The following is a 14,733-nucleotide window of genomic DNA, read 5'->3' on the forward strand; positions in this document are numbered from 1 at the left end:
CCCGGTGCGCAAGGGCTTTTCCGCCAGAAGGCGGCGTCCTGCTTGACGACCGCCTCCTTTCTTCCGATAGGATCAATACATGTGTACGGGCACGCGCACGGGGAGGTGGCAACTGTGGCAATGCTCTTGGTTCCGGGCTTCATGCTGGACGCCGATCTCTGGCGTGACGTGGTTCCGGCACTCGGCGACTATGGCCCCGCGGCCTACGCCGATCTGTCGCAGGACAGCTCGATCGCAGCCATGGCGCACCGTGCGCTACTGGACGCGCCGGCCCGCTTCGTGCTGGTCGGCTTCTCCATGGGTGGCTACGTCGCCCGGGAAATCGTCCGGCAGGCGCCCGACCGGGTGACCGCGCTGATCCTCATTGCCACATCCGCACGCGGCGACAGCGATGTCGAGCGCCAACGAAAGGCGGTCGCCGCCGGGCAGACCGCCGGCACCGCGTTCAAGGGGCTCAGCCGATCGGCCATCCTCTCATCCCTGCACCCCGACAATGCGGAGCGGGCCGATCTTGTCGATCGCATCCAGGCGGCAGGTCAGCGCCTGGGAGGCGACGCCTTTCGCCGGCAGTCCCTTGTCGAGCGGAGAGACGAACGGGACGAGTTGGCGGCGATCCGGTGCCCAAGCCTGATTGTCGCGGGTGACAAGGACCGGTTGAGGTCGCGCACCGAGGCGCTCGAGCTTCACCAGGGACTTGCCGGCTCAAGCTTCGAGGTCGTCGAAGACACCGGCCATATGGTTCCGATGGAGGCGCCGCAACGCCTCGCCACCCTCCTTCGAGAGTGGCTCGGTCAACAGAACCGCGGAGCCTGACGCCGCGCCCGGGCCAAAAAGGTGCCCTTTCGCGCAGCCGTTGCCGCCGGCATTTTCCCATTTCCAGCTCCCAGCTTTGCCAATCCAGCGGATGTCCCGCCCAGGCTGCGGACACGCCGGGCAGTCTCGCCAAGCGGGACTGTCCACGGCGTCCAAAAAGGAGGGCAACGTCCTATTCCCGCTCGCTGTCAACACTGGTCACAAGGCAGTGCGAAGAACGCTGTTGACAAAACACACCGATGGCTGGCAAATGTCAGAATGTGCGATGGAAGCCGGATGCGGATGGTATCAGGGGAGACAGGAGCCTGAACCGAACGGCCGGAAACCGTTTCCGTCCGCACGAATGCCAGCATGGGAGGGGACATCGTGGCTTTTCAGGTGGATCGGCAGCTCAGCTTTCTCGCCACCGTGAACGTTGCCGCCATCGTGGCCGGTGCGGTGCTCGTCGGCGCCAGCTTCGTCGAGCTCTATAACTTCCAGTCGATGGCGTCACAGGTTCCCGAACTGGGCTTCCTCGCCCTTGGCGTCATGCTGGCCATGATCTCCGGCAACGGCGGCATCGACCTTTCGGGCATCGCGCTTGCCAATCTCTCCGGCGTTGCCGCCTACTTCTTCCTGCGGGGCGCGATTTCCGCCGACGATGCTCCGCTTCTTTTCACCTGGAGCCTGATCGGTGTAGCGCTTGGCGTCGGCCTTGTCGGCGGCATGCTGAACGGCTTCCTGATCGCGAAGGTTGGATTGACGCCGATCATCGCGACGCTCGGTACGCAATTGCTCTTTACCGGGCTGGCGATCGTTCTCACCAATGGTTCGGCGCTCAGCATAGGCTATGTCGAGCCGCTCGACGATTTCGGCAATGCCACGATCCTGAGCGTGCCCCAATGCTTCGCTCTCTTCCTGGTCGTCGCGCTCGCAATCGGCGCCATCCTGCGTTTCACGCCCTTCGGCCAACGTCTGCTTCTGCTCGGCAACAATGCCAAGGCCGCGCGCTACGCGGGCATCCCGGAAAAGCGCATCCTGTTCCTGACCTACGCCGTCTGCGGGCTTTTGGCGTCGGTTGCCGGTATCGTCATTGCCGCGCGCACCTCGAGCGTGAAGTGGGACTACGGCAGCTCCTATGTCCTCATTGCGATCCTCATCGCCGTCATGGCCGGCGTTCGCCCCGAGGGCGGCTATGGGCGGGTCATCTGCGTGGTGCTTTCGGCAACGTCGCTGCAGATGCTCTCCAGCCTGTTCAACTTCATGAACATCTCGAATTTCTTCCGGGATCTCGCCTGGGGCGTTCTTCTGCTGGTCTTCATCGCCACGTCCGGCTTCGACTTCAGAGCCTGGTTCAGAGCCGTCCGCAGCTAACCCCGCTTCCGTCAGGGCCGGGCGCGAGCCTTCGCGCGCCACAGCTCTTTCCCTTCGAAGGCGCAATGGGAGGAACTATGCCTGATTTTCGTAAACTTGCCGCCTGCACCGTGGCACTCAGCACCATCTGGGGTGCCGCGGCTGCCACCGCCGAGGAGAAGCCCAGCATCGTCACCGTCGTCAAGGTCACCGGCGAGAACTGGTTCACGCGCATGGCCGAGGGCGTCGCCGCCTATGGCAACGACAACGATACGGTTGCCACGAGCCAGATCGGCCCGGGCAAGGCGGATGCCGCCCAGCAGGCACGCCTGATTGAGGACCTTGTCGCCAAGAAGGTCAGCGCGATTGCCGTCGTGCCGATGGATGCGTCGTCGCTCGAAGGCGTGCTGAAGCGCGCCGCCCAGCGCGGCATCAAGGTGGTGACCCACGAGGCCGACAGCATGAAGAACACGCTCGTCGACATCGAAGCCTTCGAGAACAAGGCCTTCGGCGCCCGCTTCAACGAGAAGATCGCCGAGTGCATGGGCAAATCAGGAAAATGGACGTCCTTCGTCGGTTCGCTCGGCAGCCTGACGCATGTTCAGTGGGCTGACGGCGGCGCTGAAAACGCCAAGAAGTACCCAGAAATGGAGCTGGTCTCGGAGAAGAACGAATCCTTCAACGACGCCAACCGCGCCTATGAGAAGGCCCGCGAGATCCTGCGCAAGTACCCCGACATCAAGGGCTTCCAGGGCGGCTCGGCCATCGACGTCATCGGCATCGGCCGCGCCGTCGAAGAGGCCGGCCTGCAGGACAAGACCTGCGTCTTCGGCATCGGCCTGCCGAAGGATACCGGTTCCTATCTCGAATCCGGTGCCGTTGACGGCATCAGCTTCTGGGATCCGAAGGATGCCGGCTACGTCATGAACAAGGTGGCCGACATGGTCATCAAGGGCGAAGAGATCAAGGACGGCATGGATCTCGGCGTGCCCGGATACGAAAAGGTTTCGGTCAAGAAGGGTGCCGGTGACGGCATCATCGTGGTCGGCGAAGCTTGGGTCGACGTCGACAAGTCCAACTACGGCAAATACCCGTTCTGATCGGATCACCGATCAAAGCCGCCGCGCCCTAAACCCGCGCGGCGGCATGCCCGTGAAGCCTCTCCATGCACCATCAGGACAAAGCCATGCAGCCACAGCCCACTGGCGGTGAACCGCATCCGAAGCCCGCGACCCCGTTTCTGGAGGTGCGCAACATCGAGAAGCACTTCGGTGGCGTGCGCGCGCTCAAGGGCGTGAGTTTTTCGATCGAGGCCGGCAACATCTATCACCTGATGGGTGAGAATGGCTGCGGCAAGAGCACGCTCATCAAGATCATTTCCGGGGCTCAAGGGGCTGATGCAGGCGAACTCTTGATCGACGGCAAGACGGTCACCGGACTGACACCGGTCGCAGCCCTCGCTGCCGGCATCGAAACGGTCTATCAGGATTTTTCGCTGCTCCCCAATCTCTCGGTCGCCGAGAACATCGGGCTGACTCAGCAGTTGGTGTCCTCGTCGGGCAAGCTTGCGCGGCGGCTCGACATACCGAAGATGCGGGCGACGGCCGAGCGCGCCCTTGCGGCCGTCGGCCTGCCGGCGAGCAGGGCCTTTCTTTCAACGCGGACGGACGAGTTGCCGATGGCGACGCGGCAGCTGATTGCCATTGCCCGCGCAATCGCCTCCGACGCCCGCCTCGTCATCATGGACGAGCCGACGACCGCGCTGACCAAACACGAGGTCGACAATCTCATCGGCGTCGTCGATCGCCTGCGCGCCAAGGGCGTGGCCGTGTTGTTCGTCACCCACAAGCTCGACGAGTGCAAGTCGCTCGGCGGGCGGGCGATCATCATGCGCGATGGCCAGAAAGTCGCCGAATGCGACGTCGAGGGCCATTCGAAGACCGATCTGGCCTTCTGGATGACGGGCAAGGTGCTGGACGACACCCGCCAGCGGTCCGCCGTCACGCTCGGCGAGAAGCTGCTCAATGTCGAAAAGCTCTCACGGAGCGGATTTTTCGCTGATGTGTCCTTGTCGCTGCGCAAGGGCGAGATCATCGGCATTACCGGCCTGCTCGATTCCGGGCGCAACGAACTGGCGCTTGCGCTTGCAGGCGTTTCGCCCGCCGACGGCGGCAGCATTTTTCTCGAAGGCAACGAGATCCGCCTTGGCAAACCCGCCGATGCGATTGCTTCGGGGATTGGCTACGTTCCCGAGGACCGGCTCTCGGAGGGATTGTTCCTCTCGCAATCGATCAAGGACAATATCGTGGTTCCGGTCCTCGACCGGCTGCGCAATGCCTTTGGCATCGTCGACCGTCGCCGCAGCCGTGCGCTCGCCGAGCGCACGGTCGATGACCTGCAGGTCGTCTCGGCCGGCGTCGACAAGCCGGTGCAGTCGCTTTCCGGCGGCAACCAGCAGCGCGTGCTCATCGGCCGCTGGCTGACGATCGAGCCAAAACTTCTCATCCTGCACGGCCCGACCGTCGGCGTCGACGTCGGCTCCAAGGACACGATCTATCGGATCATTCAGCGGCTCGCCGGTGACGGCATGGGCGTCATCATCATCAGCGACGACCTGCCCGAACTGCTGCAGAACTCAGACCGCATCATGGTCATGCGCAAGGGTCGTGTCGTCAAAACCTTTGCCGCCGAAGGGCTGGCGGAAGACGTTCTCTCGCGCGCGCTGACCGACGATACCATTGCGAGGCTTCAATGACCGAAACCACCTTCTCCTCGGCAGCACCCCGGTCTGAAAGCGCAGGCGCCGTTGCCGGCATCTGGGCGTGGCTCATGCGCCACCCGCCGGCCTTCACGTTGATCCTGATCGTCGCCGTTTCGCTCGTCGTCGGTGCGATCAACACCGATTTCTGGCAGGTATCGAACCTCTTCGACATCCTGCGTGCTTCCGTCGTGCGGGGTCTCTTCGCGCTCGGCGTGCTTGTCGTGCTTGCCTCCGGTGGCATCGACGTCTCGTTTACGGCAATCGCCGCCTTCGTCATGTATGCCGTCACCATGCTGGTCGTGAATGTCGTGCCCGACATGCCGATCGTGGCGATCCTTGCGCTCGGCGCTGTCGGCGGCGCCTGCTTCGGTGGGCTCAACGGCGTTCTGGTTCATGCGCTCAAGGCACCGTCTCTGATCGTGACGATCGGCACGCAATATGTCATCCGCAGCTTCCTGCTCACCTTTGTCGGCACGGCGCTGTTCATGAACGTTCCGGCGGCGATGGACGCCTTCGGAAAGCTTGCGCTTTTCACCCATCACAGTGCCAACGGCTCGACGTCGACGCTGCCGGCATTCGTGCTCATCCTGGCGGTCGCCTCATTTGTCACCTGGTGGATCCTCGAGCGCACCCTGATCGGTCGCGCGGTCTATGCCGTCGGCGGCAATGCCGGTGTCGCCGAACGCCTCGGCTACAATCTGCGCACGGTTCGCATCTTTGTCTTTGCCTATGCGGGGCTTCTCGCCGGCATCGCCGGGATCATTCACGTCTCCAGCAACCGGCTGGCGAACCCGTTCGACCTCGCCGGCGCCGAACTCGAAATCATCGCGGCAGTCGTTCTCGGCGGCGCCCGCATCACCGGCGGCTCCGGCAGCGTCATCGGCACGCTTCTGGGTGTGGTCCTCATCACGCTCGTCAGCAACGTGCTCATTCTCGTCGGCATTCCAAGCACCTGGCAGCTCGTCATCGTCGGCATCTTCATCATTCTTGCCGGCGCGATCTTCTCGATCCGCGGCAGACAATCCTGACGGCCGGTCCCGGAGCCGCCACGGGCGGTCGGGGCCGGCGTCTTTCGACAACTCTCCTTCACAGAGAAAGGTTTGAGCGCATGGCGCACGATGTTTCGGTCATCGGACTTTACATTCTCGACATCCTCGGCCGCCCGGTCGACCGCATTCCCGCGGGCGGCAATGTCGAATTCATCGACGAGATCCGGCTGACGGTTGCCGGTACCGCCGGAGGCACGGTCGTCGACCTCGCAAAGCTCGGTCTCAACTGCCTCGCCGTTGGCGCCGTCGGCGATGACGAGAAGGCCGACTTCGTGCTTTCGACCTTGCAGCGCTTCGGCGTCGACACGGTCGAGATGCAGCGGATCCCGGGCGTACCGACGTCCGCCACGATCCTCAACATTCGTCGCAATGGCGAAAGACCGGCCCTCCACGTTCGCGGTGCGTCCGGTCATTTCGAGGTCGCAGAAGACGCGCTCGATCGCGTGACGGCGGCGCCGATCGTTCATCTCGGCGGTACGGGCCTGCTCGACCGCCTCGACGGCGAGCCGAGCCGCGTGCTTCTCGAAGCTGCCAAGCGCAAGGGCCGGACCGTCACCTTCGATCTGCTCGGCGCCAGCGAGAAGACGCTTTCCCTCATCCGTCCGCTCTTCCCCTATATCGACTACTTCATGCCGTCGGTGGAAGAAGCCATGCTGATCTCCGGGCGAAAAACGGCCGAGGATGCGGCGCTGTTCTTCTGCGATCTCGGCGTGAAGCATTGCGTCTTCACGCTCGGCGGCGACGGCGTCTATTTCATGGATCCGGAGCGAAAAACCGTGAAGCTGCCGGCGTTCGAGATCGACGTCGTCGATACGACCGGCTGCGGCGATGCCTTCAATGCCGGCTTCATCGCCGGTCTGCACCACAAGATGGATACGGAGACATCGCTCAAGTTCGCGCAGGCCTCGGCCGCGTTGGTGGCGACCGGTCTCGGTTCAGATGCCGGCATCACCTCCTTCGAGGCGACGCAGGAATTCATGCGGACGGCGCGCGTCAAGGCAAACTGATCGGCGTTCTGGGGCGTTCCTGACGGAGCGCCTCAGGCCTCGTCCGCCAGCAGCATCTCGGCGGTTTCGATGTCGGTGACGAGATGGGTGGCATAGCCGCCATTCATCGTCGCCCGGATCGCGGTGATCTTGTTCGAACCGCCGGCAACGCAGATGCGGCTTGGGATGCGCACCAGTTCGTTAAGCTCGATGCCCACCATGCGATCATCGAGTTCGCCGCTCACCTGTCGGCCCGCCTCGTCGATGAACCGGCAGATCAGCACCGCGACTGCGCCGTGCGCCTGGTAGGAGTCGAAGTCCTCCTGGCTTGCGACATTGGCCGACCGGATCAGCGTGTCAGGACCGATATCGCCGACGCCGAAGACCAGGACATTGGTCGAATGGATGAGTTCGAACTGCTTGACGAGCACCGGCTCCGAAAGCAGCCAGCGTTTGAGTTCCGGCGTCGACAGGAGCGCGGGCGCGAGCAGGTTGACGCAGCGCGCATGAATGCGCTGCGACATCAGCGAGGTGCAGAACTCCGGCGAGAATTCGGGATTGGCGATGGAACTGCCCGAGACCTGGACGACGGTGAGCCCGCCAAGCGGCTCGGCCAGGGAGATCTGGTCGGCGACCGCAAGCACGGTCCGTCCCCAGGCAACGCCGATCGTGTCGCCTTCCTTGATCATGTCGGCGAGCAGGCGGGCGCCCGCCTCGCCGAGCCTCGTGACCAGCGACGTCCGCTCGCCGGCCGGAATGACCAGCGCCCCTTCGAGCCCGAACTTCTCCTTGAGCTTGCGCGCAATGGCGACGCGTCCGCCGACGTCGGTATTGACGCGGATGGTGACGAGGCCTCTCTCGCGGGCTTCCTGAAGATAGTTGACGATGGTCGCGCGCGACATGCCGAGGATCTTGGCGATGTCGCTCTGGGTCAGTTGATCGACGTAGTAGAGCCAGGCAGCCCAAACGACCCCGTCATCGAACTCGGGCGGCAACGACTTGCCTTCACCGATCATCGAACTCCCCCGCCCACTATCCGTCATCCGTCACTCCGCCTGATACCGTTTGCGCCACCTCAAACCGGAAAAGCTGCTGCCGTCAAACAAATTCGAACACTCAATTGACATTTGACACATGATGCTGTCATTTGTTTGCGTTCCGTTGCAACGGACGATCGAGAACGGAATCGCGCTTGAGCACGCTGCCGCGAACGCGGTCGCATGGGCAGGCGAGACCGCGGTAGACAGCATCGAAAGCCGGGCCTTTGGCGCGGCCCGCGCCGGCTGCCGATCCCAAATTTTCCAAGCGGCCTTTCCTGCCAGCCTCCTGCGGTTCGGCGGGCGCGGCCCCGCCATGTCATTTTCTCCGGCCCGTCGCAGACGATGTCCGCCGGAAGCCAAGGAGCTTTTCCATGAAGTCGAGATGGTCCGAAACCGAATATGCTGAGGTCGTGGACGCCTATGTCCGCGAGGGCGTCAACCGCGACCTGGCGATCCGCACCTACACGACGCGGCTGCTCGGATCCGACCCGGAGCTGGTGTTGCACGGCGGCGGAAACACGTCGGTGAAAACCACCTTCACCGACCTCGACGGCTCGGAAATTCCGGTTCTTTGCGTCAAGGGAAGCGGCTGGGACATGGGCACGATCGAGCCGGCAGGCCTGCCGGCCGTCCGCCTGCAGCCGTTGCAGGCGATGGTCGGTTTCCAGGCGCTCAGCGACGACGACATGGTCATGCTGCAGCGTCGGCTGCTGCTCGATCCGACGGCGCCCAACCCGTCGGTCGAAGCGATCCTGCACGCCAACCTGCCGTTCAAGCACATCGACCACACCCATGCCAACGCGATCGTGTCGCTGACGAACCAGCCGCACGGGGAGGATATCGTGCGCGAACTCTTCCCCAAAGCGATCATCGTTCCCTATGTCATGCCCGGCTTCGACCTTGCGAAAGCCTGCGACGAGGCCTTCCGCGCCGATCCGACCGCCGACGGCATGATCCTCCTGAAGCACGGCATCTTCACCTGGTCGGAGGACCCGCGCGAATCCTATGAGAAGATGATCGCCGCGATCGACCGGGCCGAGCGCCGCATCGCAAAAGGCAATCCGCGACCGTTCGTCCAGGTGAAGCAACCGGCAGCGCTTGCGTCGGCCGCCGAAATCGCCCCGATCCTGCGTGGCGCCATCGCCATCGACACCGGCGTTGAAGGCGCTCCGAAGCGCTTCGTACTGGAGCATCGGGCAAGCGAAGCCGTGCTTGAGTTCTGCAACGCCGAGAACGCCGGCGATCTCGCGCGTCGCGGCAATGCAACGCCGGAGCACGTCATTCACATCAAGCGCTTCGGGCTCGTTCTGCCGGCCCCGGTTGCGGGCGAGACGACCGCCTGGGCTGAGACGGTGCGTGCGGCCGTGGCGGATTACGTCGCCGAGTACCGTGCCTATTTCGAGCGCAACAATGCGCGCGTCGGCGGCAACAGGAAGATGCTGGATCCGATGCCGCGCGTTTTCTACGTCGTCGGCGTCGGTCTATTCGCTGCGGGTCCGTCCAAGAAGGCGGCGCGCGTCGGCGCCGATGTCGCCGAGGCAACGATCAACGTCATCCGCAACGCCGAGGGTATCGAGCGCTTTGAGGCCCTGTCGGAGCAGGATCTCTTCGACATCGAATACTGGTCGCTCGAACAGGTGAAGCTGACGAAGCAGGTGGAAAAGCCGCTCAGCCGGCAGGTGGCGGTGGTGACCGGTGGCGCCGGCGGGCTCGGCCTGGCGATCGCCGAGGCACTAAGGGCGGAAGGCGCCGAAATCGCCCTCATCGACCTCGCCGAAGCACCGGTCAAGACGGAGGCCGCGCGGCTTGGCGGGCTTGGGTTGGCATGCGACGTCACTAACCCTGAGGCGGTCGATGCAACGCTCGCCTCCGTTGCCGAACATTTCGGCGGCGTCGACATTGTCATTTCCAACGCAGGCGCTGCCTTCCAGGGGGCTATCGTCGAGGTCTCGGACGAACTCTTCCAGAAAGCCTTCGCGCTCAATTTCTGGGGGCACCACTACATCGCCCGGGCTGCAACCCGGATCATGAAGGCGCAGCGCACCGGCGGCGCGCTCGTGTTCAACGTCTCCAAGCAGGCGGTCAATCCCGGCCCCGACTTCGGTCCCTATGGCACGTCGAAGGCGGCGCTGATGGCGCTAATGCGGCAATACGCGGTCGAGCACGGCGCCGACGGGATCACGTCGAACGCCGTCAACGCCGATCGCATCCGCACCGGCCTCATGACCGACCAGATGGTCGAAGAGCGCAGCCGCGCCCGCGGGATCACCAAAGATGCCTACATGCGGGGCAATCTCGTCCACCGCGAAGTCTCCGCCAGGGATGTCGCAGACGCTTTCGTGCACCTTGCCAAGGCCCGCGCGAGCACCGGTGCGGTCATCACCGTCGACGGCGGTAATGTCGCGGCGATGATGCGATAGGGAAAACAAAAGTGCGGCCGCGGTGACAGTCGCCGCGGCCGTGCCGTCCCAACGTTCGTCGCGCGTTCCTAAATTCCGGAGCCGTCCAGTTGCTGCTCGTCCTCGCCTTCCCAGGGCGAAGGCATCGAGCTGCGGCTGAGATTGGCCGCGGGCATCGGCATCCAACACTTCAATTCAGGCTCGGGGTACGCGATGATGCGGCCGGGCGAGGAATCGGAGGCGCGCCAGCCTTCGGGCCCGAACTGATCGCCATGTGACCAATAGGCGAGATCGACTTCTGCGGCGCCCTGTTCGGATGGGCGGATCGTGACGAGGATCCGGCTTCCGTTTTTCGGTGCGCTCGCCATGTGACGCCATTGGTCCGGTTCAGCCATCATTTTTCCTCCTGCCTTGCTGCTATCCGCAAGTGTCGCTTCGCGCTCAAAAGCGGTCAACTCATAGTTTGCGCAGGCTAGCGGTTCGTATCGTCGCCGGTTGGAATGTCATGCGGACGCACGCTGGGCAGACGGCTCGAGGCCGCCAGCCTCGGATCGCCCGTCCGCGGCCGGGCCACTGACGGATGAAGGACCTTGTTGCTAGTAGGACGCCGGAGCCTACTTTTTTGCTGCCTGCACCCCGAGCATGACAGTCAGTCCAAGAAGCACGATGCCCGCGCCAAGCGAAATCACGTAGATCAGCTGGAATGATCCGAGCGCATCTTTCGTCACACCGCCGAGATAGTTGCCGGCCATTGAGCCCAGCCCAAGCAGAACGTTGCCGAACCCGAAGATCGTGGTTGCCGATCGGCCGTGGAAGTTGAGGCTGACAAAGGCGGGCATCAGCCCGAAGATGGCGTTGAAGGCGAGGCCGAAGAGCGCTGCCCCGATGTAAATCTCCACGAGGCTGGAATGGTGCAGAAAGGCTAAGATAGCCGCGACGAGAAGCGCGTAGGTCAGGAGCATGGCTCGGCGCACGGTAATGCGATCGGCAACCCACCCCATGAGCAACCCGCCGAACATGCCGATGAAGCCGATCGCGCTCCACGCCCGGCTCGCCTCCGCCACGTCGTAGCCGAGATCGTCCCGCAGCAGGGAAACGAGGTAGTTCTGGGTCGGCATGCAAGCGATGCCGCTGAAAAACATCATGGCGAGCACGATCGTGCTCACCGGCGATCGCAGCACGGACGAGGTGCTCGCAGCCGCGCCTGGCTCGGTGTCGACGGCGGGACTGCGGCTTTCGAAACGAACGCCGGATAGCCGGACGACGCCCCAGGCAAAGAGAATGAGCGTCAGTACACCCATGACGAGCCAGACGGATCGCCAGCCGTAGGAGGGCACGAGCGCCGGGACGGCAAGACCGTTGAGGAAGACGCCGTAAGCGGTCCCGGACGACATCAAACCCAGTGCTTTCCCCCGATGCGCAGTCGGTAGCGCGGCTTGAGCCAGGGAAACCATTGGAACCCAGACGGATGCCGCAGCCGCGCCCGTCAGGAACAAGAGCCCGATGAGCTGCCACCCCGCCGTTGCGAACGACAGCGCCAGCAGGCATGTCCCGCAGACCAGCACGGAGAACAGCACGACCCTTGCGGCCCCAAAACGGTGCGCCAGAAGTCCGCTCGAGAGCGCCGCAACCATGAACCCGACCTGAGCCAGGGCGATCACAGTGCCTGCCTCGCTGTAATCCAGACCAAGGTCGCCCTTCATGTCCGGGATCAGTGTCGAAAAGAGGTAGATACCGAAGCCGTAAGTGGCAGCGATGAAGCCGGTAAAGAGGGCTGTCAGTTCCAGTCCGCCCAATCGGCGACCGGAAAACACGGCTTCCTCGTTCAACATGGAGCGAGAGCCCCATGTGACTTCGTGAACATCGCTGTCCTGCGCGAAGGTCGATGAAGACTGCCATCGCCCCGGTAAGGCGCGCGGACGCTGAATTCCGCTATTTCCGTCGGGGTACTGTGAATGAGCCAATCGTGATCGTCGGAGTGAAGGATCATTTCTTCGGTGAATTCGATCGCGGGTTCATGGGGTGAGGCATTGCTCGCTTGCCGACGTCACGCAGCGCGCACCGCCGCTGACTGGGTGTAGGCGTGCTTTGCAGCTTATGGGAGCATTCTGTGCGAGCAGATGCTTCAGCGCGACTATTTTATGTTGAATTACGGCGCGATACAATTTTGGCGCTTGTCGCGTCGTTTCCGGAAGGTGCCCCGCCACATCGGGACAGCCCTGCAGAGCCCTCGGGGCTCGCCGCGGACCGTTCGCTCATTTCCACATGGAGCGCATGCGCGCACCGACATCGATCCGGATCTGCTTGGCGCTTCTCTCGCTGGCATTCGCCGAGATCTTCGGCCAGCTCGTCGTTTCGAAGAACTGCAGCAGCGTCGCCGGAATGAAGCGGGTCCGCGAGGCGTAGACGTGCCGGTCGCCCTGAGCGTTCTGACCATGGGTGAAGAAGCGTTGCGGCGTAACCAGCGCGAGATGATCGCGCGCCCGCGTCATGCCGACATAAAGCAGCCGCCGTTCCTCTTCGAGTTCGGCGGTCGTGCCGACACCCAGATCCGACGGAATGCAGCCGTCGACGACGTTGAGCATGAAGACCGAGCGCCATTCCTGGCCCTTCGCCGAATGGATCGTCGAAAGGATCAGATAGTCCTCGTCGAGGAGGGGGACACCTGCCTGATCGCTGGTTGCATCGGGTGGGTCAAGGGTCAGTTCGGTCAGAAACTGCTCGCGGTTCTGGTAACCGCCGGCAATCTGCTCAAGCTGCAGCAGGTCTGCCTTGCGTGTGTCGGCGTCTTCATGAATCCGGTCGAGATGGGGCTCATACCAGGCGCGCGCAGCGCCGATCTCCTGCGGCCATCCCGGCTCGGCCTTTCGCAGGCCGGAAACCAGGTCGATGAAGCCGGTCCAACCCTCGCCGGTTTTCGGCGGAGGCGGGATTTCTGCAAGGGCTGCAAGCGGTTCCGGATCGGCGGCGATCGCGTCGAGGATCTTTCCGGCCGTCTGCGGACCAACCCCGGGAAGCATCTGCAGCAGCCGGAAGCCGGCGACGCGGTCGCGCGGGTTCTGCGCGAAACGCATGATGGCGAGCAGGTCCTTCACATGGGCGCTGTCGAGGAACTTCAGCCCACCGAACTTCACGAAAGGAATGTTGCGGCGAGTGAGTTCGACTTCGAGTGTCCCGCTGTGGCTGGACGATCGAAACAGCACCGCCTGCTGCTTCAACGCGACGCCGATCTCGCGGCCAGCCAGAACCTGCTCCACGATGTAGGCCGCCTGGTCCGCTTCATCTTTGACGGTGACAAGCAACGGGCGCTGCTCCGATTGCCTGTCCGTCCACAGGTTCTTGGTGAACCTTTCCCGCGCCAGCCCGATCACGCCATTCGCGGCAGCGAGGATCGGCTGCGTCGAACGGTAATTCCGATCGAGGGTGATGACGTCGGCGGGCTCCGGCGAAAACGCATTCGGGAAATCGAGAATGTTGCGGACGGTCGCAGCCCGGAAGGAATAGATCGACTGGGCGTCGTCGCCAACGACCGTCAGTCCGTGGCCGCCGGGTCTGAGCGACATCAGGATCGACGCCTGAAGCCGGTTGGTGTCCTGATACTCGTCGACGAGGACATGATCGAACCGGGCGCCGAGATCTCGGGCAAGTTCCGGCTCGCAAACCATCTGCGCCCAATAGAGCAGGAGGTCGTCGTAATCGAGCACGTTCTGCGCCTGTTTGGCGTCGACGTAAGCCGCAAACAGCGCCTTGAGCTGTTCGTCCCAGCCGGTGACCCACGGATAGGCCGACTTCAGCACGTCCGCAATCGAGCTTTCAGAGTTGACGACGCGCGAGTAGATCGAGAGGCACGTGCCCTTCGTCGGGAACCGGCTTTCCATCTTCGAGAAGCCCAGCTCGTGGCGCACGAGATTCATCAGATCGGCGCTGTCTTCCCGGTCATGGATCGTGAAGTCCGGGCCGAGACCGATCTGCTCGGCATAGATGCGCAGGATGCGTGCCCCGATCCCGTGGAACGTGCCGGCCCAGGAGAGCGCGTCGGTCATGACCGCGCCGTTGTCGCCGAGGACCTGGCGACAGATGCGGCCGACGCGGCGGGTCATTTCGGAGGCCGCGCGTCGGGAAAAGGTCATCAACAGAATGCGCCGCGGATCGGCGCCGTTGACGATCAGATGCGCCACCCGATGGGCGAGCGTGTTCGTCTTTCCCGAACCGGCACCGGCAATGATCAGAAGCGGGCCGCCAATCCGTCCATCCGGCAATCCGACACCATGCTCGACCGCCTCACGCTGACGATCATTGAGTTTTTCGAGATAGGCGGCGCTCATGCGTTCCCGTTCGTTTTTCGTCGCATTC

General features: G+C 63.4%; 12 protein-coding genes. 8 read left to right on the forward strand and 4 right to left on the reverse strand.

Going from position 1 to position 14,733, the window contains the following annotated elements; translation table 11 throughout:
* The first annotated feature begins 120 nt into the window (after window positions 1-120).
* From XB14_RS20875 to XB14_RS20900, 6 genes are all read left to right on the forward strand, one after another.
* Complete coding sequence (locus XB14_RS20875; protein WP_234804113.1) at window positions 121-813, forward strand: alpha/beta fold hydrolase; 693 nt, start codon at window positions 121-123, stop codon at window positions 811-813.
* Window positions 814-1,164: 351 nt separating this feature from the next.
* Entirely contained in the window at window positions 1,165-2,166 is a 1,002-nt protein-coding gene (locus XB14_RS20880; RefSeq protein ID WP_077963569.1) for an ABC transporter permease, read from the forward strand.
* Window positions 2,167-2,243: 77 nt separating this feature from the next.
* Complete coding sequence (locus XB14_RS20885) at window positions 2,244-3,245, forward strand: substrate-binding domain-containing protein (RefSeq protein ID WP_077963572.1); 1,002 nt, start codon at window positions 2,244-2,246, stop codon at window positions 3,243-3,245.
* Between the two features lie 86 nt (window positions 3,246-3,331).
* Window positions 3,332-4,900, forward strand: coding sequence for a sugar ABC transporter ATP-binding protein (locus XB14_RS20890; RefSeq protein WP_077964032.1), 1,569 nt, complete (start codon window positions 3,332-3,334; stop codon window positions 4,898-4,900).
* Between the two features lie 74 nt (window positions 4,901-4,974).
* Entirely contained in the window at window positions 4,975-5,934 is a 960-nt protein-coding gene (locus XB14_RS20895) for an ABC transporter permease (RefSeq protein WP_419178615.1), read from the forward strand.
* An 80-nt stretch (window positions 5,935-6,014) separates the two neighbouring features.
* Entirely contained in the window at window positions 6,015-6,962 is a 948-nt protein-coding gene (locus XB14_RS20900; RefSeq protein WP_077963578.1) for a carbohydrate kinase family protein, read from the forward strand.
* 32 nt (window positions 6,963-6,994) lie between these two features.
* Here the strand turns inward: XB14_RS20900 and XB14_RS20905 are convergent, their stop codons facing one another.
* Window positions 6,995-7,984, reverse strand: coding sequence for a sugar-binding transcriptional regulator (locus XB14_RS20905; protein ID WP_234804098.1), 990 nt, complete (start codon window positions 7,982-7,984; stop codon window positions 6,995-6,997).
* A gap of 91 nt (window positions 7,985-8,075) precedes the next feature.
* Here XB14_RS20905 and XB14_RS33315 point away from each other — a divergent pair, with 91 nt between their 5' ends.
* Together XB14_RS33315 and XB14_RS20910 are read left to right on the forward strand one after the other, a co-directional pair.
* Window positions 8,076-8,387: a hypothetical protein gene (locus XB14_RS33315; protein WP_179119633.1), complete on the forward strand. Its 312-nt coding sequence runs from the start codon at window positions 8,076-8,078 to the stop codon at window positions 8,385-8,387.
* Window positions 8,353-10,401, forward strand: coding sequence for a bifunctional aldolase/short-chain dehydrogenase (locus XB14_RS20910; RefSeq protein ID WP_077963582.1), 2,049 nt, complete (start codon window positions 8,353-8,355; stop codon window positions 10,399-10,401). Before XB14_RS33315 ends, XB14_RS20910 begins: the two co-directional genes overlap by 35 nt.
* A gap of 68 nt (window positions 10,402-10,469) precedes the next feature.
* Here the strand turns inward: XB14_RS20910 and XB14_RS20915 are convergent, their stop codons facing one another.
* From XB14_RS20915 to XB14_RS20925, 3 genes are all read right to left on the reverse strand, one after another.
* Window positions 10,470-10,775, reverse strand: a complete 306-nt coding sequence (locus XB14_RS20915) for a hypothetical protein (protein ID WP_077963584.1) — start codon at window positions 10,773-10,775, stop codon at window positions 10,470-10,472.
* Window positions 10,776-10,994: 219 nt separating this feature from the next.
* Window positions 10,995-12,212 carry an MFS transporter gene (locus tag XB14_RS20920; protein ID WP_077963586.1) on the reverse strand — a complete coding sequence of 406 codons (1,218 nt, stop codon included), beginning with the start codon at window positions 12,210-12,212 and terminating at the stop codon, window positions 10,995-10,997.
* Between the two features lie 423 nt (window positions 12,213-12,635).
* On the reverse strand, window positions 12,636-14,705 hold the full coding sequence (locus XB14_RS20925) for an ATP-dependent helicase (protein WP_077963588.1): 2,070 nt from the start codon (window positions 14,703-14,705) through the stop codon (window positions 12,636-12,638).
* Window positions 14,706-14,733: the final 28 nt, after the last annotated feature.

This window comes from Ensifer adhaerens, assembly GCF_002007205.1.
GTDB classification, from domain to species: domain Bacteria; phylum Pseudomonadota; class Alphaproteobacteria; order Rhizobiales; family Rhizobiaceae; genus Ensifer; species Ensifer adhaerens_D.

Excerpts from the sequence above, each read along its gene's own strand:
- XB14_RS20875 (WP_234804113.1), top strand. The coding sequence starts at position 121 with ATGCTCTTGGTTCCGGGCTTCATGCTGGACGCCGATCTCTGGCGTGAC.
- XB14_RS20880 (WP_077963569.1), top strand. The coding sequence starts at position 1,165 with ATGGGAGGGGACATCGTGGCTTTTCAGGTGGATCGGCAGCTCAGCTTT.
- XB14_RS20885 (WP_077963572.1), top strand. The coding sequence starts at position 2,244 with ATGCCTGATTTTCGTAAACTTGCCGCCTGCACCGTGGCACTCAGCACC.
- XB14_RS20890 (WP_077964032.1), top strand. The coding sequence starts at position 3,332 with ATGCAGCCACAGCCCACTGGCGGTGAACCGCATCCGAAGCCCGCGACC.
- XB14_RS20895 (WP_419178615.1), top strand. The coding sequence starts at position 4,975 with ATGCGCCACCCGCCGGCCTTCACGTTGATCCTGATCGTCGCCGTTTCG.
- XB14_RS20900 (WP_077963578.1), top strand. The coding sequence starts at position 6,015 with ATGGCGCACGATGTTTCGGTCATCGGACTTTACATTCTCGACATCCTC.
- XB14_RS20905 (WP_234804098.1), bottom strand. The coding sequence starts at position 7,984 with ATGACGGATAGTGGGCGGGGGAGTTCGATGATCGGTGAAGGCAAGTCG.
- XB14_RS33315 (WP_179119633.1), top strand. The coding sequence starts at position 8,076 with ATGATGCTGTCATTTGTTTGCGTTCCGTTGCAACGGACGATCGAGAAC.
- XB14_RS20910 (WP_077963582.1), top strand. The coding sequence starts at position 8,353 with ATGAAGTCGAGATGGTCCGAAACCGAATATGCTGAGGTCGTGGACGCC.
- XB14_RS20915 (WP_077963584.1), bottom strand. The coding sequence starts at position 10,775 with ATGGCTGAACCGGACCAATGGCGTCACATGGCGAGCGCACCGAAAAAC.
- XB14_RS20920 (WP_077963586.1), bottom strand. The coding sequence starts at position 12,212 with ATGTTGAACGAGGAAGCCGTGTTTTCCGGTCGCCGATTGGGCGGACTG.
- XB14_RS20925 (WP_077963588.1), bottom strand. The coding sequence starts at position 14,705 with ATGAGCGCCGCCTATCTCGAAAAACTCAATGATCGTCAGCGTGAGGCG.